At 43.4% G+C, this 25,089-nt stretch carries 26 protein-coding genes; 19 read left to right on the plus strand and 7 right to left on the minus strand.

The window, feature by feature from the left end; translation table 11 throughout:
* Positions 1-392 precede the first annotated feature (392 nt).
* The 5 genes from GKC25_RS02055 to GKC25_RS02075 all read left to right on the plus strand — a co-directional run bounded on the left by GKC25_RS02055 (position 393) and on the right by GKC25_RS02075 (position 5,956).
* Complete coding sequence (locus tag GKC25_RS02055; protein ID WP_034664061.1) at positions 393-1,835, plus strand: PTS mannitol transporter subunit IICB; 1,443 nt, start codon at positions 393-395, stop codon at positions 1,833-1,835.
* 97 nt (positions 1,836-1,932) lie between these two features.
* A complete protein-coding gene (locus GKC25_RS02060; protein ID WP_034664060.1) occupies positions 1,933-2,367 on the plus strand; it encodes a PTS sugar transporter subunit IIA in 435 nt (144 codons plus the stop codon).
* A 1-nt stretch (position 2,368) separates the two neighbouring features.
* Positions 2,369-3,490, plus strand: a complete 1,122-nt coding sequence (locus tag GKC25_RS02065; RefSeq protein ID WP_106038526.1) for a mannitol-1-phosphate 5-dehydrogenase — start codon at positions 2,369-2,371, stop codon at positions 3,488-3,490.
* 98 nt (positions 3,491-3,588) lie between these two features.
* Positions 3,589-5,337: a methyl-accepting chemotaxis protein gene (locus GKC25_RS02070; RefSeq protein ID WP_034664058.1), complete on the plus strand. Its 1,749-nt coding sequence runs from the start codon at positions 3,589-3,591 to the stop codon at positions 5,335-5,337.
* A gap of 226 nt (positions 5,338-5,563) precedes the next feature.
* Positions 5,564-5,956: a RidA family protein gene (locus GKC25_RS02075; RefSeq protein WP_034664057.1), complete on the plus strand. Its 393-nt coding sequence runs from the start codon at positions 5,564-5,566 to the stop codon at positions 5,954-5,956.
* Positions 5,957-5,997: 41 nt separating this feature from the next.
* On the opposite strand, the gene GKC25_RS02080 is transcribed toward GKC25_RS02075, so the two are convergent.
* Genes GKC25_RS02080 through GKC25_RS02090 form a run of 3 tightly spaced genes read right to left on the minus strand, consistent with a single transcriptional unit; the run spans position 5,998 to position 6,944 of the window.
* Entirely contained in the window at positions 5,998-6,222 is a 225-nt protein-coding gene (locus tag GKC25_RS02080) for a DUF2651 domain-containing protein (RefSeq protein WP_392387686.1), read from the minus strand.
* Positions 6,223-6,247: 25 nt separating this feature from the next.
* A complete protein-coding gene (locus GKC25_RS02085) occupies positions 6,248-6,541 on the minus strand; it encodes a DUF5316 domain-containing protein (protein WP_106038527.1) in 294 nt (97 codons plus the stop codon).
* 25 nt (positions 6,542-6,566) lie between these two features.
* Positions 6,567-6,944 carry a VOC family protein gene (locus GKC25_RS02090; protein ID WP_187704337.1) on the minus strand — a complete coding sequence of 126 codons (378 nt, stop codon included), beginning with the start codon at positions 6,942-6,944 and terminating at the stop codon, positions 6,567-6,569.
* A 184-nt stretch (positions 6,945-7,128) separates the two neighbouring features.
* On the opposite strand from GKC25_RS02090, the gene GKC25_RS02095 reads away from it, so the two are divergent.
* The 8 genes from GKC25_RS02095 to GKC25_RS02130 all read left to right on the plus strand — a co-directional run bounded on the left by GKC25_RS02095 (position 7,129) and on the right by GKC25_RS02130 (position 13,815).
* Complete coding sequence (locus tag GKC25_RS02095; protein WP_080769491.1) at positions 7,129-7,398, plus strand: excalibur calcium-binding domain-containing protein; 270 nt, start codon at positions 7,129-7,131, stop codon at positions 7,396-7,398.
* Positions 7,399-7,501: 103 nt separating this feature from the next.
* Positions 7,502-8,281: a Cof-type HAD-IIB family hydrolase gene (locus GKC25_RS02100; protein WP_370876201.1), complete on the plus strand. Its 780-nt coding sequence runs from the start codon at positions 7,502-7,504 to the stop codon at positions 8,279-8,281.
* Positions 8,282-8,464: 183 nt separating this feature from the next.
* Positions 8,465-9,223 carry a LamB/YcsF family protein gene (locus tag GKC25_RS02105; protein ID WP_034664046.1) on the plus strand — a complete coding sequence of 253 codons (759 nt, stop codon included), beginning with the start codon at positions 8,465-8,467 and terminating at the stop codon, positions 9,221-9,223.
* A gap of 26 nt (positions 9,224-9,249) precedes the next feature.
* Entirely contained in the window at positions 9,250-10,467 is a 1,218-nt protein-coding gene (locus tag GKC25_RS02110) for an NRAMP family divalent metal transporter (protein ID WP_034664043.1), read from the plus strand.
* Positions 10,468-10,472: 5 nt separating this feature from the next.
* Positions 10,473-11,264, plus strand: a complete 792-nt coding sequence (locus GKC25_RS02115) for a putative hydro-lyase (protein WP_095285971.1) — start codon at positions 10,473-10,475, stop codon at positions 11,262-11,264.
* Between the two features lie 18 nt (positions 11,265-11,282).
* The gene (gene pxpB, locus GKC25_RS02120; RefSeq protein WP_034664039.1) at positions 11,283-12,029 is read left to right on the plus strand and encodes a 5-oxoprolinase subunit PxpB; all 747 of its coding nucleotides are present in this window, start codon (positions 11,283-11,285) and stop codon (positions 12,027-12,029) included.
* Positions 12,026-13,039 (plus strand): biotin-dependent carboxyltransferase family protein, encoded by a 1,014-nt coding sequence (locus tag GKC25_RS02125; RefSeq protein ID WP_034664037.1) that lies wholly within the window; start codon positions 12,026-12,028, stop codon positions 13,037-13,039. The genes pxpB and GKC25_RS02125 overlap by 4 nt, the downstream gene beginning before the upstream one ends.
* Positions 13,040-13,053: 14 nt before the next feature.
* Positions 13,054-13,815 carry an IclR family transcriptional regulator gene (locus GKC25_RS02130; protein WP_034664034.1) on the plus strand — a complete coding sequence of 254 codons (762 nt, stop codon included), beginning with the start codon at positions 13,054-13,056 and terminating at the stop codon, positions 13,813-13,815.
* Between the two features lie 45 nt (positions 13,816-13,860).
* Here the strand turns inward: GKC25_RS02130 and GKC25_RS02135 are convergent, their stop codons facing one another.
* Complete coding sequence (locus tag GKC25_RS02135) at positions 13,861-14,496, minus strand: FMN-dependent NADH-azoreductase (RefSeq protein ID WP_034283819.1); 636 nt, start codon at positions 14,494-14,496, stop codon at positions 13,861-13,863.
* A gap of 404 nt (positions 14,497-14,900) precedes the next feature.
* Here GKC25_RS02135 and GKC25_RS02140 point away from each other — a divergent pair, with 404 nt between their 5' ends.
* The 3 genes from GKC25_RS02140 (at position 14,901) to GKC25_RS02150 (ending at position 18,920) form a co-directional block, all read left to right on the plus strand.
* Positions 14,901-15,530 carry a GDSL-type esterase/lipase family protein gene (locus GKC25_RS02140; RefSeq protein WP_034664032.1) on the plus strand — a complete coding sequence of 210 codons (630 nt, stop codon included), beginning with the start codon at positions 14,901-14,903 and terminating at the stop codon, positions 15,528-15,530.
* Positions 15,531-15,619: 89 nt separating this feature from the next.
* Positions 15,620-16,702 (plus strand): C45 family peptidase, encoded by a 1,083-nt coding sequence (locus tag GKC25_RS02145; RefSeq protein WP_342689894.1) that lies wholly within the window; start codon positions 15,620-15,622, stop codon positions 16,700-16,702.
* Between the two features lie 130 nt (positions 16,703-16,832).
* On the plus strand, positions 16,833-18,920 hold the full coding sequence (locus GKC25_RS02150) for a BglG family transcription antiterminator (RefSeq protein ID WP_187704338.1): 2,088 nt from the start codon (positions 16,833-16,835) through the stop codon (positions 18,918-18,920).
* A gap of 17 nt (positions 18,921-18,937) precedes the next feature.
* On the opposite strand, the gene GKC25_RS02155 is transcribed toward GKC25_RS02150, so the two are convergent.
* Positions 18,938-19,576 carry a class I SAM-dependent methyltransferase gene (locus GKC25_RS02155; RefSeq protein WP_254637603.1) on the minus strand — a complete coding sequence of 213 codons (639 nt, stop codon included), beginning with the start codon at positions 19,574-19,576 and terminating at the stop codon, positions 18,938-18,940.
* 128 nt (positions 19,577-19,704) lie between these two features.
* On the opposite strand from GKC25_RS02155, the gene GKC25_RS02160 reads away from it, so the two are divergent.
* Both GKC25_RS02160 and GKC25_RS02165 read left to right on the plus strand, forming a co-directional pair.
* The gene (locus GKC25_RS02160) at positions 19,705-20,574 is read left to right on the plus strand and encodes an SDR family oxidoreductase (RefSeq protein ID WP_034664026.1); all 870 of its coding nucleotides are present in this window, start codon (positions 19,705-19,707) and stop codon (positions 20,572-20,574) included.
* 293 nt (positions 20,575-20,867) lie between these two features.
* Complete coding sequence (locus GKC25_RS02165; RefSeq protein ID WP_034664024.1) at positions 20,868-21,290, plus strand: pyridoxamine 5'-phosphate oxidase family protein; 423 nt, start codon at positions 20,868-20,870, stop codon at positions 21,288-21,290.
* A gap of 480 nt (positions 21,291-21,770) precedes the next feature.
* Here the strand turns inward: GKC25_RS02165 and GKC25_RS02170 are convergent, their stop codons facing one another.
* Positions 21,771-21,953, minus strand: a complete 183-nt coding sequence (locus GKC25_RS02170) for a hypothetical protein (protein WP_095285977.1) — start codon at positions 21,951-21,953, stop codon at positions 21,771-21,773.
* Between the two features lie 390 nt (positions 21,954-22,343).
* Between GKC25_RS02170 and GKC25_RS02175 the strand changes: the two genes are divergently transcribed.
* On the plus strand, positions 22,344-24,593 hold the full coding sequence (locus GKC25_RS02175; RefSeq protein ID WP_342689895.1) for a hypothetical protein: 2,250 nt from the start codon (positions 22,344-22,346) through the stop codon (positions 24,591-24,593).
* Between the two features lie 177 nt (positions 24,594-24,770).
* Here the strand turns inward: GKC25_RS02175 and GKC25_RS02180 are convergent, their stop codons facing one another.
* Positions 24,771-25,067 carry a DUF3817 domain-containing protein gene (locus GKC25_RS02180; protein WP_034664017.1) on the minus strand — a complete coding sequence of 99 codons (297 nt, stop codon included), beginning with the start codon at positions 25,065-25,067 and terminating at the stop codon, positions 24,771-24,773.
* Between the last annotated feature and the right edge of the window lie 22 nt (positions 25,068-25,089).

The raw sequence follows: 25,089 nt of genomic DNA on the forward strand, positions 1-25,089 counted from the left end.
GTAAACGAAACAAACAGCAAGATGGTTCACTTTTTCTGTGTCATGTCTGCGCAGACATTTCTTGATTGAATAGGTTTGATCATGTATAAGCCTATTCGATTTAAGAAGAGGAAACAAGAAGAGACTATTTGAAAGTTGTGAAATTCCAATGAATTTTGCATCAAAACCACGGCACGTCAACCTTTTTACTCCATTTGTCCTATGCTCTGACAGAGAATTCACATCATATTTCAATTTTGTCACACACTAAGTGACAAAGTGACATTTAGTTTCAATTGAAGGGAAAGTGAAAGCGTTTTACGATAAGGTTAAGGGCTTCACTGACACTTGTTATTATATCTTTTGACCTATAAAGCCCTGAATAAAGGGAGAGAAGAAAGGAGTTTTCATAGATGCAGGAAAAAAGTGGATTCCGCGTAAAAGTACAGCGCTTTGGAAGCTATTTAAGCGGCATGATTATGCCGAATATTGGAGCATTTATCGCTTGGGGACTCATTACGGCATTGTTCATTCCGAGTGGCTATTTGCCAAATGAACAATTAGCTTCACTTGTTGGTCCAATGATCAACTACTTACTGCCGCTCTTAATCGGTTACACAGGCGGTAAGCTCGTATACGACCATCGAGGCGGGGTACTCGGTGCAACCGCGACGATTGGGGTCATTGTCGGTTCGGACATTCCAATGTTTTTAGGTGCCATGATCATGGGACCACTTGGCGGTTACTTGATTAAGAAAATTGATCAGCTGTTCAAAGATCGAATCAAATCGGGCTTTGAGATGCTTGTGAATAACTTTACGGCAGGGATTCTAGGTGCCATTCTTGTCGCGATTGCCTTCTACGCCATCGGCCCAGTGGTACTTGGTCTAAATAAAGCCCTTGCAGCTGGTGTAGATATCATTGTGAATGCACATTTGCTTCCGCTGGCAAGTATTTTCATTGAACCAGCGAAAGTCTTGTTCTTAAACAATGCGATTAATCAAGGAATTTTAGGTCCTTTAGGGGTGGAGCAAGCGGCAAAGACAGGGCAGTCCGTTCTGTTCTTGCTTGAAACAAACCCAGGACCAGGGTTAGGTGTTCTACTTGCGTACATGTTCTTTGGTAGAGGAAATGCGAAACAGTCTGCACCGGGTGCGATTGTCATTCAATTCTTAGGAGGAATTCATGAGATTTACTTCCCGTACATCTTAATGAAACCAAAGCTCATTTTGGCGGTGATTGCAGGGGGAGCAAGCGGCGTTCTGACCTTTACCCTGTTAAATGCAGGCTTAAAGGCTGTGCCGTCACCAGGAAGTATTATCGCCCTCATGCTGATGTCACCAAAAGGCGGACACCTTGCCGTTCTTGCAGGTGTTGTCGTGGCAGCCGTCGTATCATTCCTTGTCGCTTCTGTGATTTTGAAGGCTTCAAAAGCTGTTGATGAGGATCTAACAGCAGCAACAGAAAAGATGCAGGACATGAAAGGGAAGAAAAGCGCAGCAGCTGCTGCTCTCACAGCTCAAAAAGAAGATGCTGAAGCAAATGAGCAAGCAGCATCTCCAAGTGATGTCAATCCAGATGACGTGAACAAAATCATCTTTGCCTGCGATGCAGGAATGGGCTCAAGTGCGATGGGCGCATCCATCTTAAAGAATAAAGTCAAAAAGGCAGAGCTTGATATTGATGTGACAAACACATCCATCAGCAACATCCCAGATGACGCCGATGTGGTCTTTACTCATAAAGATTTAACAGACAGAGCCAAGGCGAAACTGCCGGGCGCTGTGCATATCTCAGTTGATAATTTCTTAAACAGCCCGAAATACGATGAGCTGATTGAGAAATTGAAAAAATAACATGACGAAACGGGTTGAGTTCAATTTTTCTTTATTGAACTCCCCGTTTTGGTTGTTTTTCTGATTTTCCATTCTAAAAAAAGGTGTGTGATCATTCATGAAACAAGTACTTTCAAAAGACAATATTTTTCTAAACGAACAAGCAGGCTCAAAAGAAGAAGCCATTAAAAAAGCGGGCGAGGTCCTAGTGGCAAACGGCTATGTCACAAGTGATTATGTTGACAAAATGTTTGAAAGAGAAAATATCTCATCTACATTTATGGGCAACGGGATTGCGATTCCTCATGGAACAGAGGATGCGAAAGCGGCTGTCCTTCATTCTGGGATTTCCATCATTCAAATTCCAGAAGGTGTTGAATACGGAGAAGGAAATATCGCCAAAGTTGTCTTTGGCATCGCTGGTAAAAACAACGAACACCTTGATATTCTTTCTCAAATTGCGATTGTCTGTTCAGAAGAAGAAAATGTAGAACGCATCATCCATGCAAAGGATCAGGATGAACTGATCGCCATTTTTAACGAGGTGAACTAACATGAAGGCACTTCATTTTGGAGCAGGAAATATCGGCAGAGGGTTTATCGGATCTTTGTTAAAAACATCAGGCTTTGAGCTTGTCTTTACCGATGTAAATGAAGCGGTCATCAACGAGCTGAATGAAAGAGGAGAATACACGGTTGAACTCGCAGCGCCGGGTCAAAAACAAGAAGTAGTCGGCCCAGTGAAAGCGATCAATTCTGCACAAGACACAGCGGCATTAACAGAGGCCGTCGCATCAGCCGATTTAATTACAACAGCTGTTGGACCAGCCGTTTTGAAGATCATAGCTTCATCGATTGCTGAAGGATTAAAACAGAAAAAGCCTGACCATATCATCAACATCGTGGCATGTGAAAATATGATTGGAGGCAGCTCTCATTTAAAAGAAGCCGTTTTCTCTCATTTAACAGAAGAGGAACAAGAAGCGTTGTCACAAACAGTTGGTTTTCCAAACGCTGCTGTGGACCGCATTGTTCCGATTCAGCACCATGAGGACATTCTGAAAGTATCAGTTGAGCCTTTTTTCGAGTGGGTCATTGATGAGACTGGCTTTATTGGTGACGTTCCTCAGATTGAAGGAGCAACCTTTGTAAAAGATTTGACGCCGTATATTGAGCGCAAACTCTTTACTGTCAACACAGGGCATGCACTAGCTGCTTATGTCGGGTATCAGCAAGGCGTTCAAACGATTAAAGAAGCCGTCGATACACCAGAGATTCGCCGAGTTATTGAAGGAGCACTTCGTGAAACAGGCAGTTATTTAATCGACACATATGGCTTTCAGAAAGAAGAACATGATGCCTATATTCAAAAAAACATCAAACGATTCGAAAATGCTTTTATCTCCGACGAAGTCACTCGTGTCGCACGTTCTCCTCTTAGAAAGCTGGGAGCAGACGACCGTTTAATCGGTCCAGCGAAAAAGATCAAACAGCCAGTGTACTTAATCAAAGGTATCGCTGCAGCTCTCGCTTATGACTTTGCCGAAGACGAAGAAGCGGTTCGTTTGCAGGCATTAAGAAAAGAAAAAGGCATTGAAGGTGTGCTGGAAGAAGTATGTGGCCTCACGCCAACAGACTATCTCTATCAAGCCATTCTGAAAGAAACAGCTCGATAATCAGAAAATCCCTTTCCAACGAGTGAAAGGGATTTTTTTACGACTTTTTTAATAGTTTTCCCCGCTTGACGATATATGATGTAAGGGGGAATTTGTATATGAAAAAGAAAACGTTTGCGTCAAGAAGTGTCTTTTTTCAATTAATGTCTGCCATTATCGTGATCACGATCTTAACCGGCGGACTTGTTGGGACAACGGGGTATTTGTTAGCGAAACATGTCTTAATTGATGCGGGGAAAGCAGATTTAAAGCACATCGTCAGCGGAGCAATGGCCACACTTGAACAGTTGAATGATCGTGTAGAGAAAAAAGAACTGACGCTTGAACAGGCGCAGGAACAAGCCCGTATTTACTTGAGCGGGCCTAAAAATGACAACGGGAAAGGGTACCAATTTCAAAAATCAGATTTTATCTATAAAAATAAAGGCTATCTCGTCGCATATGGAGCAGATTATTCCTCTCAAGTCCATCCTGTCAACGACATTGGCGTCATTCCAGATAACACGACCAATCGTGAAAAAATGGTCGCTGGAGCCAATGCAAAAGGCGAGGATACACACTATGTGACCTATCTAGATAAGGACGATGCCACCGGCGAAGAAAAGCAAAAGCTTGCCTATATGAGCCAGTTCACGCCATGGAATTGGAGTATCGGTATCGCCGTCTTCCAGGATGAATTTTATAAAGAATTAGAGCAGATGAAGCTCTATATCATGCTCATTACAGCAGGTGTCGCTCTTCTCGGTCTTGGCGTCTTTTATTTAGCTGCTCGAGGAAAAGTCAGACTGCTCAAGCAAGTCACTGCTGCTTCAAAAGAAATTGCGGCGGGGAATCTTGAACGCACGAGTTTAAAAGAAACAACAGATGAAATTGGACAGCTGGCAAAAGGCTTTAATCATATGTCAGGAGAACTCAGGGCACTTGTGAGCGGTCTACAGGAAACGAGCAGCCAGCTTGTTGAATCAGCGACAGATTTATCGGCGATATCTGAAGAAACCTCAGCCAGCAGTGAAGAAATTGGCCGAGCCATTGGCGACATATCGACCGGAACGCTTCATCAGGCATCTGACCTTGATGCAGCCAATCAACAAATGACCCAGTTCAATCAATCCATCGAAAATGTCAAAGAACAAAGCGATCAAATTAAACGAATCTCTGACCAATCGAGTCAATCATCGCAGCAGGGCCAGCAAATTGTTCAGCAATTAAAACAATCAAATGAACAATCAATTCAGGCGTCTAAAGGTATTAGAACAGGAATCGAGCAGTTAAGTATAAAAGTACAGGATATCTCTAAAATCACTGATACGATTGAAAGCATTTCAAATGAGACGAATTTACTAGCGCTGAATGCAAGCATTGAAGCAGCACGCGCAGGAGAGCAAGGCAAAGGCTTCTCGGTTGTGGCGAGTGAAGTGCGGAATTTAGCTGAGCAGACAAAGCAATCAGCCGTTCAAATTCAGCAAATGGTACAAGGCATTAAAGAAGAAACGACGGCAACAGCCGGTATGATGTCGAGCACAATGGATCGTTTTGCTGAGTTAGATGAAGCGGTACATGCAACAGAACATGAATTCAATGCCATCTCTGCGTCAATTTCACAAACCATCGTTGAAACAGACGCAATGGCAAAAGAGCTGAATGCATTGCTGGAGCAAAACGATCTCATCACAAAAGCGATGCAAGGCGCCGCCCATATTTCTCAAGAAAATGCCGCTGCGATCGAAGAGATCACCGCATCCACAGATGAACAAGTGACAGCCATCTCCAATGTGGCAAAAGCAGCAGAAAGGCTTAATGAATTAAGCATGAGATTGAATCAAGACATTGCGCGTTATCGTCTATAAATCATTTTGACTGTGTGTCTCGTATCAGGTACTATATAGTTAATCAAAACCTTGCTCACGCAATAAAAAGGAGTGTTTCGGTCATGAAAAAGAAGATATTGATGTTCTTACCTTGTGGCTATGGATACTCCACTGCTGTTTTCTTTTAGAATAGATAGAAATTGGTGAAGTCTGTCTACATGAGGAAGAATCTAGCAGAAAAATTAAAGTGAGTGAGGGATATAACATGGAAAAAATCACGAGAAAAAACCCAGAAAGTATGCCGAAGCCCGTTGGCAGCTATAGTCATATCACAAGAGTACCAAAGGGCGCGGGATTATTTGTTACATCGGGTCAAGTCGGAACAGATATCGATGGACAGGTCCCATCAAGTTTAAACGACCAAGTAACCAATACATTTGAAAATATTAAAAAAATCCTTGAATCAGAAGGATTGAATGAAGAGCATGTCATCAAGGTCAATATATGGGCAACGGAAGAAATCGACTGGGATCATCTATATCCTCAGTGGGATACGATCTTTAAAACAGCTTATCCATCAATGACGGTTGCTTATGTATCAGCTTTAGGATGGCCTGAGCTGAAAATTGAAATTGAGCTATGGTGCGCCGATATATGAACCAAAAAAAGAACAGTGCAAACTGTTCTTTTTTACTTGAGCTACTTTTGTAATCCATGCAGCAATAAACGTAAAGACGGTGTAGGTGATGACCCAAATGAGAAAGGATTCATTCCCGCCAATGTATGTGTACATGAGAATGACCTTGCCAACAGGACAATCAAAGTCGGCATCCAAACATTCTTCAAAAGCATTGTCCCAAAAATGCCAATCAGCACGGAAATAATGGGGAAGCCAAATACAACGAATAAGACAAAAACAGCCATATGACGAACTCCTTTTAACAAGTGTTTACATCAAAACATAAAAGATTGATACTGCCATGTGCGGAAGTGCAAAGATCATAATGAGAAAGGCCGTATCAAGACGCCATATGCGGTGCTCTTTTGTTTCAGAATGATAGGCTGCCCGCGTCTCTTCTCCGCTTGTCCAAGCCCCCATTAGAAGTCCAGACATCATGACGCCAATAATAGAGATTCCACCACTGATCCACCCTATCCACTCATGGTGCTGCAAAATAATAGCGGCACTGCAAATCACAGTCATTGAGCAAACACCGGCGATAAAGGCATGTTTTTTTCTCATGCTGATTCACTTCCTTCAAAGAAGATTAGGAGATGGCATCACATATTTCAATGAAATGCCCATCAGGATCAGCGACATAAGCGACGGTTTGACCCCATGGTTTCTTTACAGGTTCTTTGATGATCGGAACCCCTTTTTCCTTCATTGATGCAATGGTTTGATCCACGTCATCCACAACAAACCCTATCTCAAACGTTTGAGAGGATTGATTTGCTTCAGGGACAGGTAATCCAAGTGCATCTTTGACATCCTGGCGTGAATTAATTGATAATGTCACGTCCCCCGTGTCAAACTCAACATAGGATTCAACCCTGAGTTTGATAGGAAAGCCAAGTACATGTTGATAGAAATGAATACTTGCCTCAACATCGTTTACATATAGAATGGTATATTTCATTTTCATGTGAAAAACTCCTCTCTTCATATACGTGTCAAAAACGGAAAGGTTTCCCACTCATTGTACCACATAGGAGATAAAGCACATTTTATTCCAAAAAAATCAATTTTTTTAGCGCAATAGTCTTGAAAAACAAAAAGTGGTGACATATGATAAAAATGTAAAAATAGAAAAAATAGGGGGATCATACATGTTGAAAAAAATCATGGTGGCTGTCTTGTCATTAGGTCTTTTACTAAGCTTTACACAAGTCGACACCCACACTGCAGATGCAAAAACGGTCAAGTCCTACAAAAACTGCAAAGCACTGAACAAAGTCTATAAAGGCGGCGTGGCAAAAAGCAAAAACACGAAAAACAAAGGCGGCAAAACAAAGTACAAGCCGTATGTGTCAAAAGCACTTTACCAAAAAAATATGCGACTTGACCGTGATAAAGACGGCATTGCGTGTGAACGCTAAGCCAATGCAAAGAGACCTGTAACAAGGTCTTTTTTCTATGGGATCAAACTCGTCCCTTTGTGCCAGCTTCCTCTTTATATTAAAATAAAGATAGTTACAAAAAATGATACAAAGTGGGGTACTCAATTTGTCCATACAAGCTGATAAGAAAGACATCCGATTGATTGCCATTGATATGGATGGCACGCTGTTAAACAGTGAACACGTCATTCCAGAGGAAAATAAACAAGCCATTAAAGATGCTGAAGCAAAAGGGGTTCATGTGGTGATTAGCACAGGGCGGACGCTGATGACATGCCGAGAGCTGGTTGAGCCGCTTAAGCTGTCTTCTTACCTTGTGACAGCAAATGGAAGTGAAATCTGGGATTCAAACTTCCAACTGATCGAACGAGATCTGCTGCATCCTGATCACGTCCAAATGATGTGGGATCTAAAAAATAGGTTCGAAACCGATTACTGGGCTTCCACTGTGGAGAAAGTGTGGAGAGGTGAATTCCCAGAACGAATTCATGACCATGAATGGTTGAAATTTGGCTTTGATATTCATGATGATGACGTTCGTGAGGAAGTACTTAATACATTGAAAGCAAATGAGCATCTAGAGATCACAAATTCAAGTCCGACCAATATCGAAGTCAATGCGGCAGGGATTAACAAAGCTGCGGCTCTTGCAAAGGTAGCAGAACGCATTGGCTGTACGATGGACAATGTCATGTCACTTGGCGACAGCCTAAATGATATGGCCATGATTCAAGAAGCCGGATTAGGAATTGCGATGGGAAATGCGCAAGAAGTGGTGAAAGAAGCCGCTGATTGGATTACAGCTCCTAACACAGAACACGGCGTTGCAAAAGCCATCCAACATTGGGTGCTGTCTAAATAAGATGTATTTCATTACAAGAAAAAGTGAGAGGACTTTGCCTCTCGCTTTTTTTGTTTTCTCCTAGTTCTATTGTTATGTTTTCTGACAATGTCATGTGCAATCTATCCAAAATTGATATAATCAATATAAATTCGAATATTCGGACTTTATATTCCGTTATTCGGAACAACAAGGAGGGATCCTATGTATCAAGTGGATATCAACTGTGATTTGGGAGAAAGCTTTGGTCAATACACAATCGGTGCGGACGAACAAATTCTTGAATATGTCACGTCAGCCAACATTGCTTGCGGTTTTCATGCAGGAGATCCAACGGTCATGAGAAAAACGGTCAGAATGGCGCTGGATAAAGGGGTCCAAATTGGTGCGCATCCAGGTTTGCAAGATTTGGTCGGCTTTGGCAGACGTCCAATGGCGATCTCGGCAGAGGAAGCCTATGATCTCGTCGTCTATCAAATTGGCGCTCTATCAGCCTTTCTCAAGGCAGAAGGCGGCACGATGCAGCATGTCAAGCCGCACGGCGCCCTTTACAACATGGCGGCTAAAAATACTGAATTATCTGAATCGATTGCGAAGGCTGTGTATCATGTCGATCCAAGTCTTGTGTTATTCGGTCTCTCAGGCAGTGAACTTGCGTTAGCAGGTGAGAGAATTGGCCTTCAAGTGGCTCATGAAGTATTTTCTGATCGGACCTATCAAGCAGACGGGACGCTGACATCTCGCCGCGAACCACATGCACTCATTGAAGATGATGAACGGGCAGTTCAGCAGGTCGTTCGTATGGTGCGAGAAGGGAAGGTTCGTACCGTTCAAGGGGAAGATATTTTGCTTAAAGCAGATACGGTCTGTATTCACGGAGACGGCAGCCATGCGCTTCAATTTGCCAAAACCATTACATCAAAACTAAAAGAAGCGAGTATTCATCTCAAAGCCTTTCAATAAAAATCGTCATCAAAGGGGGAAACAGCATGAAAAAAGAGGAAGTCAAGCACACGAAGGCACCAAAGGGGAATCGTTCTATGCTGATGGGCGCAGCCTTTTTAATGGCGACGTCCGCAATAGGACCGGGATTTTTAACACAAACGACTGTCTTTACACAGCAGCTTGCGGCTAGCTTTGGGTTTGTCATTCTCATCTCTATTTTGTTGGATATTTTTGCACAAACGAATGTATGGCGCATCATCGCCGTGTCAGAAAAGCGAGGTCAGGATATTGCGAATATGGTTCTGCCGGGGCTCGGTTATGTGCTGGCCTTTTTGATTGTCATTGGGGGACTTGCCTTTAACATCGGAAATATCGCTGGTGCTGGTCTCGGTTTTCAGGTCATCTTCGGAGTCGATCCGCGAATCGGAGCAGGGGTCAGTGCTGTCATTGCCATTCTGATCTTTGTGATCAAAGAGGCTGGAAAAGCGATGGACCGTTTCACACAGGTAGCAGGCTTTGTCATGATCGGCCTGATGCTGTATGTGGCGATTTCAACAGCGCCGCCCGTTGGGGAAGCAGCACTCAGAACATTTGTCCCAGAAGAAATTGATATTCTATCGATTGTGACACTTGTCGGGGGGACAGTTGGCGGCTATATCGTTTTTGCTGGCGGACATCGTCTATTGGATGCTGGAATTAAAGGGAAGGATGCACTTCCTCAAGTGACAAAAAGCTCTGTTTTCGGCATCCTGATTACATCTGTGATGCGTGTCGCTTTATTTTTAGCCGTACTAGGAGTGGTCTCAAAGGGTTTACAGATTGATCCAGCGAATCCGCCTGCTTCTGTATTCCAGTTAGCGTCTGGAAAAGTTGGATATAAAATGTTCGGGATCATTATGTGGGCTGCGGCGATTACATCGGTTATTGGAGCGGCTTACACATCTGTTTCTTTCTTTAAAACCTTCTCGCCAAAAATTGAGCAAAATCAACGTGGCATTATCATCGGCTTTATTGCCCTCTCTACTATTTGTTTTATTACGATCGGACGACCTGTGAACATATTAGTTTTAGTTGGGGCCATCAATGCATTGATTTTACCTCTCGCACTTGGCACCTTGCTGGTTGCGGCCTATAAGAAAGAAATTGTCGGCGATTACCGTCATCCATTCTTTTTGACAGCGTCAGGTGCATTGGTTGTCATCATCATGGCTTTGATGGGCGGATATACCATTATGACTGAAATCCCGAAACTATGGAGTTGATTTGAATGAGTATTGATCAAACATATGAGCCTTCACAGATCAGAGAGTTGATTCGTAAAAAAGAAATCACAGGACCAACGGCGGGTTTAGCAGAGGGATATGCTCAAGCCAATTTAATGATCGTTAAAAAGGAACTTGCCTTTGACTTTCTTTTGTTTTGTCAGCGCAATCCGGCTGCATGCCCCTTGCTTGATGTACTGGAGCCGGGTGATCCAGTGCCGAGAAGGTCGGCACCCCAAGCGGATATTCGTACGGACTTTCCTAAATACCGTATTTACCGAAAAGGGATTCTTCAAGAAGAGGTTTCAGATATCTCTGCTTATTGGGAGGATGATATGGTTGCCTTTCTCATCGGTTGCAGTTTTACGTTTGAGCATGCGCTCATGCTGAATGATATCCCTGTTCGCCATATTGAAAACGGTCATAACGTTCCGATGTATCAAACGAATATCTCTTGTGAAAGAGCAGGGGTGTTTCATGGCCCGATGGTTGTCAGCATGAGGCCCATTCCGGCGCATCAGATTACAAGAAGTGTACAAGTGACGTCTAGATTCCCGTCAGTTCATGGCGGCCCCATCCATATAGGCGACCCAGCGATGATTGGAATTGCCAATGTGGATCAGCCGGACTTTGGAGAACCATCTTTGATCAAAGAAGGAGAAGTCCCGGTGTTTTGGGCATGTGGTGTGACGCCGCAAGCCATTGTCATGCATACAAAACCAGACATTGCGATTACCCATGCACCTGGGCATATGTTCATCACAGATCAAAGAGATCAACAGCTCGGTGTGCTTTAGAAAGAGAGGGATCCTCAAGTGGCATTTTCAACGATAAAAGATTTTATCACCTTCCACCCGCTAGGAGATGCAGCGATCGTTATCCAAGCAGGAGCAGACATATGTGAAGAGATTCATGAGCGTGTTGTGCAGCTGTTTTCGTGTATTGAGCAGCATCCATTTGCTGGATATGTGGAAGCTGTTCAAGCCTTTACAAACGTGACTGTTTTTTACGAGCCTTATACTGTTCATCAATCTGCCCACCTTCAAAAAAAGGACTTGTCTCCGTATGAATGGGTGAAAAACTATATTGAAACACTTCTTGAAGAGAAATGGCAGGAGGGGGTTCAGTCGAAGCGCCGCATCGTCGATATTCCAGTCTGCTACGGGGGAGAGGTGGGACCTGATTTAGAAGAAGTCGCCCGGATCAATCGTTTAACACCTGAGGAAGTCGTGCGTATTCACACCGCAGGGACGTATCTTGTTTATATGATTGGATTTGCCCCGGGGTTTCCATTTTTAGGCGGGCTGTCTGAAAAGATCGCAGCCCCGCGCAGGGAAACACCGAGAATGTCCATTCCAAAAGGATCTGTCGGCATTGCGGGAAAGCAGACCGGCGTTTACCCCATTTCCACACCCGGCGGCTGGCAGCTCATTGGACAAACCCCGCTGCCACTCTTTTACCCAGACGAGAAAGTCCCAAGTCTATTGAGAGCAGGGGACGAGGTCAGATTTGTCCAAATGTCTGAAAAGGAATTTTTCAGCATGAAGGAGGCAGAACGTTGAGTATTCATGTCATCAAGTCAGGAATGTTCACAACCATTCAAGATAAAGGTCGGAAAGGCTATCAAAAGTATGGCGTCTTAACGAGCGGCGGCATGGACCCGCTCTCACTTAGAATTGCCAACATTCTCACAGGCAACGAGGAAAACGAAGCCGTACTGGAAATAACTTTAATGGGGCCGGGTCCTGTGTTGACGTGTCAAAAGGATGAGCTTATTGCAGTGACTGGCGCTGACGTGGAAATCGACATCGATGGAGAGCCAGCCCCTTTATGGAAGCCGCTCTTTGTTCGATCAGGAAGCACGATCACCTTTGGTCCTTGTAAGAGAGGCTGCCGCGCTTACCTTGCTGTGGCAGGTGGATTCGATGTGGAGCCGGTCATGCAGAGCAAAAGCACCTATGTGAGAGCAGGAATAGGTGGACTGAACGGACGTCCGCTTGAAAAAGGAGACGTCCTGTCCATTGGAAAGCCTTCAATCGTAGCGGATCGATTGTCTGATAGGCTCAAAAGCGAAGTGAAACAGGCGGCGTACAGCGCACCCGATTGGACTGTAAGTCATACGCATTTTTTGCCGCTGCGGAAATCGCCCGTGATTCGGGTGCTGCCAGGGAGACACCTTTCTTTTTTTCAAGAAATATCTCAACACACCTTTTTCGAACAGCCTTACCAAGTCACGCCTCAATCAGATCGCATGGGCTGCCGCTTGAAGGGGGAGCCGGTTCATTTAAAAGAAAAGCTTGAATTGATTTCAGAAGCGGTTGCCTTTGGTTCTATTCAAATTCCTCCTGACGGCCAGCCGATTATTCTGCTGGCAGATCGGCAAACAACAGGCGGATACCCGCGTATTGGAGAAGTAGCGACGGTCGATCTGCCGCTCATTGCACAAGCGATGCCTGGGGCGAATCTGTATTTTAAGCGAATCGATCATCAGGACGCAGAGCAGGCGCTATTTAAGCAAGAAGCAGAATTGAAGGAGCTGGCTGCCAGAATCAAGCTGGAAGCATTCGTTTAGAAAAGGGGATGGACATGCAAAATACAAATAAAACCGTGGTGAAATCAATGGAGATTTTGCGGCTGTTTATCGCTCGTGACCAATTAACGTTAAATGAAATGATCGAGCTCTCCGGCATGCCGAAAACGTCTGTGCACCGCATGGCGAGCTCGTTAGCCGATATGGGATTATTAGAAAAACATGATTCAGGTGTTTATCGTTTAGGCCTGATGTTTCTTGAATACGGTCAACTTGTGGCGGACCGCCTTGATATTCGGAGAATTGCAAGACCATTTATGGAAGGCTTGCGGGATGAAGTGGGAGAAGCTGTACAGCTCATCGTTCGTGAAGGAGACGAAGCCATTTACGTGGATAAAATCGAAGGGACGCAGCCTGTTCGTCTCTACACCGCCGTCGGCAGGCGCTCTCCCCTATATGCGGGTGCTTGTGCAAGAAGTATTCTCTCCTTTTTACCAGAGCGCGAGAGACTCGCTTATATTGATTCGATTGAGCTAGGGAAAATCGGAATCGGGACTATTACAGATAAAGAGGTTCTTCGAAACATACTGGATGAATCAAATGAAAGGGGCTATACGTTAAGCTATTCGGAGCTTGAAAACTATACCGCTGCGGTTGGAGCCCCTATTTTCAATCACCTTGGAGAAGTCGCAGCAGGTATTAGCATTGCAGGGTTTGAAGCAGGCTATCAAAAGGAACGCCTTCCATATTTAATTGAGCAGGTCAAAAAAGCCGCGAGTGGTATCTCTAGAGAGTTAGGCTTTCATCTAAACAAATAAAAAGCCAATGACCGTTAAGATCATTGGCTTTTCGCGTTCAGTTTATTAGAAAGTTTTTCCTAAAGCTTTTGCACGTTCGATCGCATCTGCTTTAATTTGCTCTGCTTTCGCAGGTTCAGCATTGTGACCTTCAACGATAAGACCTTCGAAGGAAGGAATTCCGAAGAAGCTCGCAATTGTACCAAGGTAACGGTGGCCTGCTTCAAGTTCAGCAGCAGGACCTTCAGAATAGTATCCGCCACGTGCTTGGATGTGTAGAGCTTTTTTGTCTGTTAATAATCCAACAGGACCTTGCTCAGTGTATTTGAATGTTTTACCAGCTACAGCGACAGAGTCGATGTATGCTTTAAGAACTGGTGGGAATGAGAAGTTCCAAAGTGGTGAAACAAATACATATTTGTCAGCAGAAACGAATTGATCGCTTAATTCGTTTAGGCGAGCAACTTTCGCTTGCTCTTCAGCTGAAAGTGTATCGAAGCCAGCACCTGATTGCAGCTTGCCCCAGCCAGCGAATACATCTGCATCAATGTGAGGGATGTTTTCTTTGTACAAATCGATATGTACAACCTCGTCACTTGGGTTTGCTTCCTTATAAGATTCGATAAATGCTTTAGCAGTAGCCATACTGTAAGAAACTGTTTCATCATGCGGATGTGCAGTGATGTATAAAACTTTTGCCATGTTCATTCAATCCTTTCTATTTCAGTGTTTTTTTTAGTGTATCCCAAAGATACACTGAATATGTGGCATCTTTAATCATATTGGAATGCTATGAAAAAGATGTAACAAGCACAGTTACATAAAAACTGATATTTTCATTGTAATCACAATGTAGTTTGAAGTCAAGGTATAAAGTCTCGAAATCAAGATAAAAAGTTTGTAAATTTTTCTGAAACGCTTGGAGATACGGATTTCATCATAAAAAACCTACTCCTATTGAACAAAAAAACAGTCGATCTCACAAGTAAAGAGTTTGTAAAGACGTCTCATGAAAAAAAGATGAATGCCCCTAAGCCATCTGCTACAAGCATCTGTTCTCCGATTTCGTATATATAAGAGAAGGCAGGAGAGAGTGAGGGATAAGAGTGGGACGATCCTATGTTGCGATTGGAGATTCCTTAACAGTGGGAGTGGGGGCACGTTTATTTGGCGGAGGCTTCGCTGAGCGGTATCAATGGATGCTTGAAAAAAAGACACAGGCGTCAGTCGAGCTCTCCGTATTTGCAAAGTCAGGGTTAACGACGGATCAGATTTTACAGCTGTTCAAACGATCTGATGTGAGGCGTGCTATTGCACCAGCTGACATCATCACCATCACAGGCTGCGGGAATGACCTTGTTCAAGCTGTTCAGCAGTATGAAGAGGGTGAAGATGAAAAGAAATTGCTGCAAGCGACCTTGCATTGCCAAGCGAATTTTAGCAAGATGATTCAAGAAATCGCTCATATCAAAAGAGGGCAGCAGCCCTATTGCGTGTATCTCATGAATTTATATAATCCTTTTCCGCAAATACCAATAGCGGAGCGGTGGCTTCAGCAATACAATCATCAGCTTCGCTTGCTTGCTGCAAATCCGCATGTAGAGGTTGTGGATGTGTACCGGGCGTTTGAGGGACATGAAAGAGATTACTTATCGATTGATCAATTTCATCCGAACCATAAAGGATATGAAGCAATGGCAAAAGCATTGTTTCAACAATCCTGGAAACAGCTGTAATCCGTTGGGGTTGCAGTTTTTTTCATCCTTTTCAATAAATGACGGTTTCGATATGATAAAAGAAACGAAGTCGAAAGAGGTGTGCAGTCATGGAGGAAATCAGTGCATATTTTCATGAAATGACAGGAACCGCTTATGAAGTGGGAAAACAGCAGGCTGTCTGGTTTAAGGAGAACCCGTTGCTACAGACACAATATATTCGAACAGAACCGCTAGAAAAAGAGGCTGTGAAGGAAACGAAGCAGCTGATGCGCCCTCATCTTCCTCAGTTAGAAGAAGAGATAGCTAGATTTTGTGATGAACTGCAATTAGATGAGCGTTATTTGACCTTTTTCTATTCATCTCATTTTCAGCCAGGCTGTTCCCACTGCGTGAGGCAGGGGAATATGGCGGCCGGTCAACAAACGGTCATGCTGCGTAACTATGATTTCTCCCCAATATTTGATGATATGCGTCTTGTGACGACACATGTGAAAGGCTCGGCATGTCATACGGGCTCGTCACTGCTCTTGTTTGGCAGATCTGATGGGATGAATGAGCATGGTCTTTCTGTGACATTCTCTGCTTGTGGTCCGCCGGTTGGAAATGAAGCCGGTTTAAAGGCTCCAGCAGTTGCCGGTTTGCAAGTGTATCATGTGATTCGATCTGTTCTGGAAAACTGTAGAACGGTTGAGGAAGCCATTCACTCTATTCAGGAAATGCCCGTTGCCTCAAATGTTCACCTCATGCTTGCCGATCGAAAAGGAGAAGCGGCTGTGATTGAAATCATTGATGGCCGCAAAATGGTCAGAAGACCGGAGACAGGTTATATTGCAGCCACAAATCATCCGATTGCTGATCAAACAGGAAAAGGGATGACCAAGCATCATTCTATTGTCAGATACGACATGTTAATGGAGGCTTTAGAAGAACAACGATCAAGTGATTCTCTTGCTAAGCTGTTCCAGACAGAATATCCAGATGGTCTGACTGTGCACAATTATGAGGAGCTGTTTGGGACGATGCGAACCGTCATCTTCCGCCCGGAGGAAGGAACGATGGATTATTGCTTTGGCTCTCCAATATATAATCCGACTTATTCTTTAAAAGCTGGGGGTACACTGCCTTTTCGTGAACAAAAGGTTCAATTTCATCAAAAGGAGTATGGACCGTCATTTTGGAGAAGCGTCTGATGAATCCTTGTTTTTAATTTTGTCACAGCCACTGTGCCAAAGTCAGATCAACTTAAGATTGCATCGTTTGATGAAAGCGTTTTATATTAAGGTGTGACAATAGACCTATTTTTGCAGAGGGAGGCATTTCATGTACATAACGGCACGAGAACAGAAGATCATCAAATACATCATTCAGCAAAATCGTTATGTCACCATTCGTGAGATAGCCGATTCTGTTCAGGTGAGTACAAGAACCATTCATAGAGAACTAAAATCGATCAAACCGATATTAAAGAATTATGATCTTTCACTAGATAAACAGCCGGGGAAAGGCTTGAAGGCAGTCGGTGAACAGGAGGATAAACAGCGGCTTCTTGCTCATATGTCAAATGAGGATCAAATTGAATATAGCTCTGACGAACGGAAGCTCTTAATCCTTTGTGCATTGCTTGAAGCAAAGGAACCGGTGAAATTATATACACTCGCAGCCGATTTGCAGGTAACAAATGCGACCATCAGCTATGACTTAGATGAACTGACGGAGTGGATCGCTCCTTACGGTTTGCAGTTGATCCGAAAACGCGGGTATGGCATTGAATTAAAAGGACCGGAGGAAGCTAAACGAAAGATTGTCGGCAACCTGATTGTCGACCGGCTCGATATTCAATTATTTTTAGAAACAATTGAAATGAATATCAAGCATCGAACGAAAGCGACGGAAAAGGTGTTTGGCGTTGTCAGCAGAGGGCAGCTGCTTAAGGTAGAAAGACTGCTCTTTCATTTGAAAAATAGACTGTCACTCTCTTTATCTGATAGTGCCTATATTGCGCTTGTCGTTCACTTAACCTATGCCATTGAACGGATTCAGCTTGGCGAAACCATTCGAATGGAAGAGGAAGAGCTGCTTGAACTAAAGCGGACGAAAGAATTTGAATCATCACTGCGAATCGCAAGAGCACTTGAACGCATGTTTAATGTGGAGATCCCTGAAGCAGAGGTCGGTTATATGACCATCCACCTGCGCAGTGCAAATCGCAGCTTTGGGGCAGAATACCGTATTGATGAGATCGAGCTGGATATAGCGATCAGAACGAAGAAGCTCATTGATTTTATTTCAAATAAAACCGGCTATCATTTAAATGAGAATGATTCATTGTATGAGGGACTCGTGTCTCATCTCGAACCTGCCATGAACCGTTTAAAGGAAAAGATGAGAATCTATAATCCACTTACACAACAAATTAAAAAGGACTACTTTTTGCTTTTTATGGCGATTGAAGAAGGAGTCGAGCGTTTCTTTCCAGAGATTGAATTTCCAGAGGATGAAATCGCCTTTATTGTGCTTCACTTTGGCTCAGTGCTTGAAATCAAAAAAGAAGAAACGAACATTCATGCATTGGTCGTTTGCTCAAGCGGCATCGGTTCCTCCAAAATGCTCGCTTCTCGTTTAAAAAAGGAATTGCCAGAAATCGCCGAATTCGATCTATCGTCTTTGATGGAGCTAAAAGAAATCGATGCATCAAGCTATGACATGATTGTATCGACTGTTCCGATCCCATATGACCATATCGATTACATCATGGTCAGTCCGCTCCTAAACGAGGATGACGCTATGCGTGTGAAGGCTCATATTAAACGAAAGATTCCTTATATGATTGAGAAAAAAAGGTTGAAAGAAGCTGCCAAAGAAACGGTACAAGAATCCGTTAATATGATGGCGGTTGCAGAAAAAGTGACGAATTACATGTCTGTGATTCGCAGCATCTTGTCCCATTTTACCATCGAAAATAGAGAGACGCTGCCGCAGCATGAGGCAACAATCAGGCAGCTGCTTCGTCAGCTTGAAGAAGAAGGATCTATCACACATGCGGATGATGTAGCGAGCGGCTTACTGGAACGTGAACAGCAAGGCGGTTTAGGCATACCTGGTACCGAGTTTGCTCTTTTTCATTTAAAGCATGAATTCATCAAGGAACCAATCTTTCATATTTATGATCTTGATCAGACATATGAGGTCAAAAGCATGGATGGCGGGCAGCAAATGATGTCACGAATGCTTATGATGCTGGCGCCGCAAAAGCTTGGCAAGGAAGGGTCTGAAATGTTTAGTCTGATCAGTTCATCCATCATTGAAAGTGAGGAAAGCATGGTGCTTTATGGACAAGGATCAAAGGAAGAGATTGAACAGAAATTGCATCAGCTGTTCTATCAATTTGTAAAAGAAGCAAAATGGTAAGAAAAAAAGCCGAGAGCTTATTCGCTTCTCGGCTTTTTGGCTGTGACACAGACAGCAAGTGTTGGACGAATTTCCTCATACTCAACAGAAAAATGGTCAAACCCCGCAAACTGTAAGTCATTCAATATGTTTTCACCCATCTCTTTTGTCCGGCTGGCGTCAGCACTTTTTTCTCTTGGCTGCATCACAATGACGAGTTTCCCGCCTGGTTTCAACGTGTGATAAAGGTTGAGTAGGCCAGTCTTTGGATCATCCCAAATCGTAAAGTTGTTGACAGACAGTACTTTGTCATACTGCTCTCCGGGCAAGCGTGTTTTCTCGATTTTCCCTACATACAGCCGGACCTGTTTGTCTTTTGACCGTTTGCTGACGCGGGACTGTGCTTGCTCCTGCATGGTGGCGGAGGCATCTAGACCATCAATGTGAAGATCTTCATAATGCTTAAGCATATGTTTGATGCTGTAGCCGGGCCCATAGCCGATTTCCAAAATGTTTTCACTATCTGTCAGATCTAAGTGCTGGATGGCCCACTGATTCAATGCTTTATTTTCATTTGCCATAATGAAGCCTGCGATGCTTCCGAGCCAGCCTTTTGGTCTGCTAAAGGTTTTCGAAATGGTTGACAGCATTTGAGAACGCTCCTTTTTAATGATCATGTAACCGATTTTCCCCATCTTGAAACATGCCGATTTACAAAACGCATCTGTGCAGTTTAGGGATGTTTGAGTAAAAAAAAGAGGTGGTAATGAAAGGATACATCAACAAATCAAGGAGGAGCTTACACATGGATTTACGTGAATACTTAACAAATGGCATTCCGCGCCAAACACAGGATCAGCAGCCAGGCAGTGAAAGAGAAATGAATCCTGCGCCGATCTTTGAGGATGAATCATATCAAGGGTCTGGCAAGCTCAAAGGGAAAGTCGCACTGATTACAGGCGGAGATAGTGGAATTGGACGTGCTGTATCTGTTGCCTATGCAAAAGAAGGTGCACACGTCGCCATTGTGTACTTAAATGAACATGAGGATGCAAAGGATACGCAAAAGCGCGTAGAACAGGAAGGCGTTAAATGTTTAACGATTGCAGGAGATGTCGGTGACGAAGCCTTTTGCGAGAAAGCGGTAGAAAAAACAGTTGAAGCCTTTGGGCAATTAGATATTTTAGTGAATAATGCGGCTGAACAGCATCCGAAAGAACGGATTCAAGATATTTCTAGTGAACAGCTTCACCAAACCTTTAGAACCAACTTCTATTCTTATTTTTATTTTACGAAGAAAGCACTGGATTACTTAAAACCGGGAAGTACAATTATTAATACAACATCCATTAACCCATATCGAGGCAACAAAGTGCTGATTGATTATACGGCGACAAAAGGGGCCATCAACGGCTTTACGCGTTCTATGGCACAGTCGCTTGTGAAAGATGGGATTCGGGTGAACGGTGTAGCGCCAGGTCCAATTTGGACGCCGCTCATTCCATCTACATTTGATGAGGATAGTGTGGAAAGCTTCGGGGCAGAAACCCCAATGGGAAGACCAGGACAGCCTGTAGAGCATGTCGGCTGCTATGTGCTGCTTGCTTCTGACGAATCGTCTTATATGACAGGACAAACACTTCACGTCAACGGCGGTTCCTTTATGAATACATGATCAATAGCGCCACCGCCCAGCATTGATTGGGCGGTGTGTTTAGTATTTCTTGCGATTCTTCTGCACAGATAAGACAGACCATACGATAATGCCCACTACAACTGCCGCAATGACAAGTGAACTTAAATGGAACATCGTTTCATGATGCATGTTCAACTTCTCCCTTCATTGAGCCTCTTTTCTATAGCATCAGCCAGAAGATCTCTTTTTATGAAAAACACATTTCTTTGTTTAATGAATGGATTGTCGTGGAAACCTAAGAGTACGGATGAAATTTGAAGGAGTGAAACGATATGTCACAAGAAGAATTAAAACAAAAGGTACTCAACCTATTAGATGAACAAAAGGTCGGAACACTGGCGACCGTTGAACAGGATAAGCCGCATACCCGCTACATGACTTTTTTCCATGAAGGGCTGACATTATATACACCAACGAGCAAAGAAACACATAAAGCAGACGAAATTGAAAAAAACCCGAATGTCCATATTCTCATTGGTTATTCAGGTGAAGGATTCGGTGACACGTATGCAGAAATCGCAGGTACCGCAACATTAACCGATGATCCAGAACTGATCGACCGCCTTTGGTCTGAGGAGATGGAGAAATGGTTTAAAGGAAAAGATGATCCGAATCTAGTGATTCTGAAGATTGATCCAACCTCCATTCGTTACATGAATGAAGGAAGCCGTACGCCGGCAGAATTATCACTTTAACACTTGCGTAAGCTGGGGGTATGTGTTATAGTTTTATATTAAGTGTTGAAATAAGCAAATAAATAAAGAAAGTAAACTTTCTTTTTTCTATGACATAATGAGAAGCAATAGAGCTTCTACTTGATAAGAACGAGACGCTGTCAAAGCGAACAACTTATTCTTTTCCTTCTGCACCCGCCCCCCTATAAAAGCGGAAGAGTGGAAAAAAGACGTTTTGATTTACAATTCACACTGGCACGGCTTCGGAGCCGTAAGGACGAATGAGAGGTAGGGCTTTCGTTGTCTTGTTATCCAGAACTTCCATGGCGTTTACTTTCAAACGTAGGTTCACTCGGAACACATATGACACACTGATATGATCGAATCTTAATTCATACACTCCGTAACGGAGATCACACATTGATTATTTATTTGCATGATAAAAGCAAGGAAAAGGCTGCCATCTATTTGGCAGCCTTTTTCATTGGGTCAATTTCATGATCACTCACTTCTTCCTTTCTTCTGATAACGCCAAATCCGCCCGATAAAAAAGAACATCACCGCAAACAAAATAGAAAAGACGAACATGTCTAGGAGTGTCACGCCTCTATTTGGGTGCACGATGCCAAACCAAACCCATTGCAGAACAAAAGAGATAGCAAAATAACTGATGGATTCTTTCATGATTTTCCCCATTTCATTTATTTTTTTGACCTTTTATCCACAACATCCAAATGAAGAAAGAACCAATCACGCACGAGCACAACGTAACAGGCGGCAAGGTATGCCAGCTAGTCAGCCCCTTTACAAAACACATATAAAAAAAGAAAATGGAAATGGATACAAGCACCCATTGCTTGAACCAACGAGGAACACGCAGCCAAGCCGCTAGAAAGTAGAAGATAGCTTATCCAATGAGAAAAACTCCTTTTTTGAATCTGATTGGATTTTATCGCAAACAACGAAGTTTGTAAAATATGGAACTGGAAGGCTGGAATGGTATTCTTCTAGCATAGAACATTTTCGCTGCACTGACGTATAAGATAAAGGAACCTCATGAAAGGAAGCGATCAAGTGAAAAGAATACCAGTGATTTTTCTACGATATATTGTCTTCTTTATTCCAGCTATCATTATCAGTTTCATGGTGTGGAACCATTACCAAGATGATTTGTCAGCAGGGAAAGTGACAGAATATGATGTCAAACGAATGTTTACATTTGATGAAGGAAAACGAGTGGTGAGTGCTGTATCAAAAGACCAGCAGCTTCATTTTGGTATGTATGATCCTCAATCAGGAAAAAGAATCAGTGATTGGACCACGGAAAGCGATCCGTTTAATGAAATGCTGCCATCCATTCAAGGTAACAATCTCTTACTTGCTTTAAAAAATAAAGAGGGGCAGCTGGTGATCGAGAAGCTGTCTCCAAGCGGAGAAAAGAAAGAGCTCGTTAAGCAAAATTTACAGATACCCTCGTTTTTAAAAACGAATACATATCAATGGAATGGACGGCTTGTGTTTACAGGAGAAATGGAAGGCGCCGCTGCGGTCCTCGGTGAGCTAAAGAATGGTCAGTTTCATGTACACAACCTCAACGAGCTAAAACTGCCAGCAAGGCCAGTCTCTATGGATGTCGTCATGAATTCCTTTAGAGGACAGACTCCTATTCCTATATTTGAATTGACTTTAAAAAATGACCAGAAAGCATATGTCAGCGGAGTCTCAAACGATAAGCATCAGCTTGGGGTCTATGTCTCCAAAAACGCTGAACCGTTTAGCCTCATTGAAGATAAAGTGGAAAAGCAGCTGGAAAAAACGATCGGAACATCCCAAAACTTTGCAGTCGCTGTCGAATCTAACTATCCAAAAAGACCAAGGAAAGTGAATGCAGAGGGAAGGCTTGGGGAAGCCCTCCCAACACCAAAACCGATTTATCAAACCTTTATCTACCAGCTTAATGAAGAAGAAGTTCTTCTTGTAGGCTCTACAGCAAAGGACGAAGCAAAAGGCAAGCTGACTGGTTATATTTATAACCACCGCACGAATAAGACGACGTCTGTCAGCAAGCTTTTTCAGTCGTTTTCATATGAAACTTTACAAAGAGAAGGACTCTCTTTCAATAAAAATGTGAAAAGCGATTGGATCTATTATTCATTCGAAAATCAATTAACGGGTGCATTTGAGACGAAAAGCAAACAGCTAAAGGAATTTCCTCTGCAAAAAGTCATCTCAATCGAAAACGCAAGTCCTGCTCACCAAACGTCTGTTGACACCTTTATGCAATATGTCATGAAAGGCGGACCGCTCATTCTCAACTGGGCGATATGGCTGTTTATTCCACTGCTGTTATTTGTGCTAGCCATCTTCCTGCCGCCGATTTTGAGACTGGTGAGAAAGAACAAGATCAAGGACAGTATCACATTAGAAGCCAATATTGTATCTGTCAAAGAAACGGGTACCTACATCAACGAACAGCCGCTTGTCAAAATGCAGCTGCAATTTCAATATGATGGGGAAAACATCGAGAAGACAGTTAAAACGGTTGTATCCTATACCCAGATACCACAGCCGGGTCAGCGTATCGCCATTCTCTACAATCCGAAGAAGAAAAAGGCGCTGCTCTTAAAAGAGGGGAACTTCTCACAGACAAGTGAGCCAAAGTTCATCAAAGGCGCTGTTTTAAGAAATATAGAATCATGTGGAACCGTAGGACGAGGCACTGTCTTATCGCTTACATTTGAAGCAGATCAGAAAAGGTATACCATTCCGATGATTCAAGCCGCTGGTTTTGAATTTAGAACAGGAGAAAAAGCCGACCTCGTCGACATCAACGGTCAGCTGAAAATGGCAGCCTATGCCCATGAAGTGCGGAATCGATCGGGGAAAGACGTGACATTAACAGGAACCATCCAGCGGGTGAAGCAATATCCAGTCACGATTCATGATCAGAAACCTATTATGCTGGATGTGACGGTTTCTAGCGGAGATCAGTCCATCACAAAAACGGTCAGTCAATTCATCCCTGACCATATGGAGGTCGCGCCAGGAACTCAAATCACGATGCAGACAAAACAAGAAGAGTTGGATAAAGAAATCAGTCTCATGCAAGAGAAACAAGGAAGTGCAAAAGTGACCCATGTCGCATTTTCTGGTGTCATCGGCAATCAGCCGTTAGCGATCATTCAGATTGAGAGAGATGGCGTGATGTATGAAGTGAAGCAGCCAATCGATCCAATCACTAGCGTACTGCCGGGTGATGAATTATGGGTTGCATATCACGAAATGACACGTCAAGCAGCCATTGTGAAATATGCATCAATTTAAAAAATACTTCAGCGTGTAGACAAACCCTCGCATTCGGTGTCAGTCCTGCGTGCTGGTGCTCACGAATGTCAAATTCGCTCCGCGCCAGTACTCGTCCTTCCTAGGGCTGCAAAGGTTTTCTATCACGCTGAAAAGGAGAAAAAGGGCTAAAACGAAATTCGTTTTAGCCCTTTTTGATTAAGCTTTTGTATCATACTGGCGGAGCACCTTATCATAGGCGAAGTTGCCGAAAGGAATGAACGCCGCAAAAAAACCAGCGATGGACCATTTCAAATGCCAGCGAACTTTAAAAGTCACATATGCCAAAACAAGCATATAGATGACAAACAATGCGCCATGAAGAGAGCCTACAATGGTGACTGCCATCGGAATATCCGCAAAATATTTCAGAGGCATGGCAATTAAAAGAAGGGTTAAAAGAGACATACCCTCAATAAAACCCGCCTGTCGAAGACGGCTAATACTTGTATGCATATACAAATCCTCCTGTATAAGA

It is taken from the genome of Bacillus pumilus (genome assembly GCF_038738535.1).
Taxonomy (GTDB): domain Bacteria; phylum Bacillota; class Bacilli; order Bacillales; family Bacillaceae; genus Bacillus.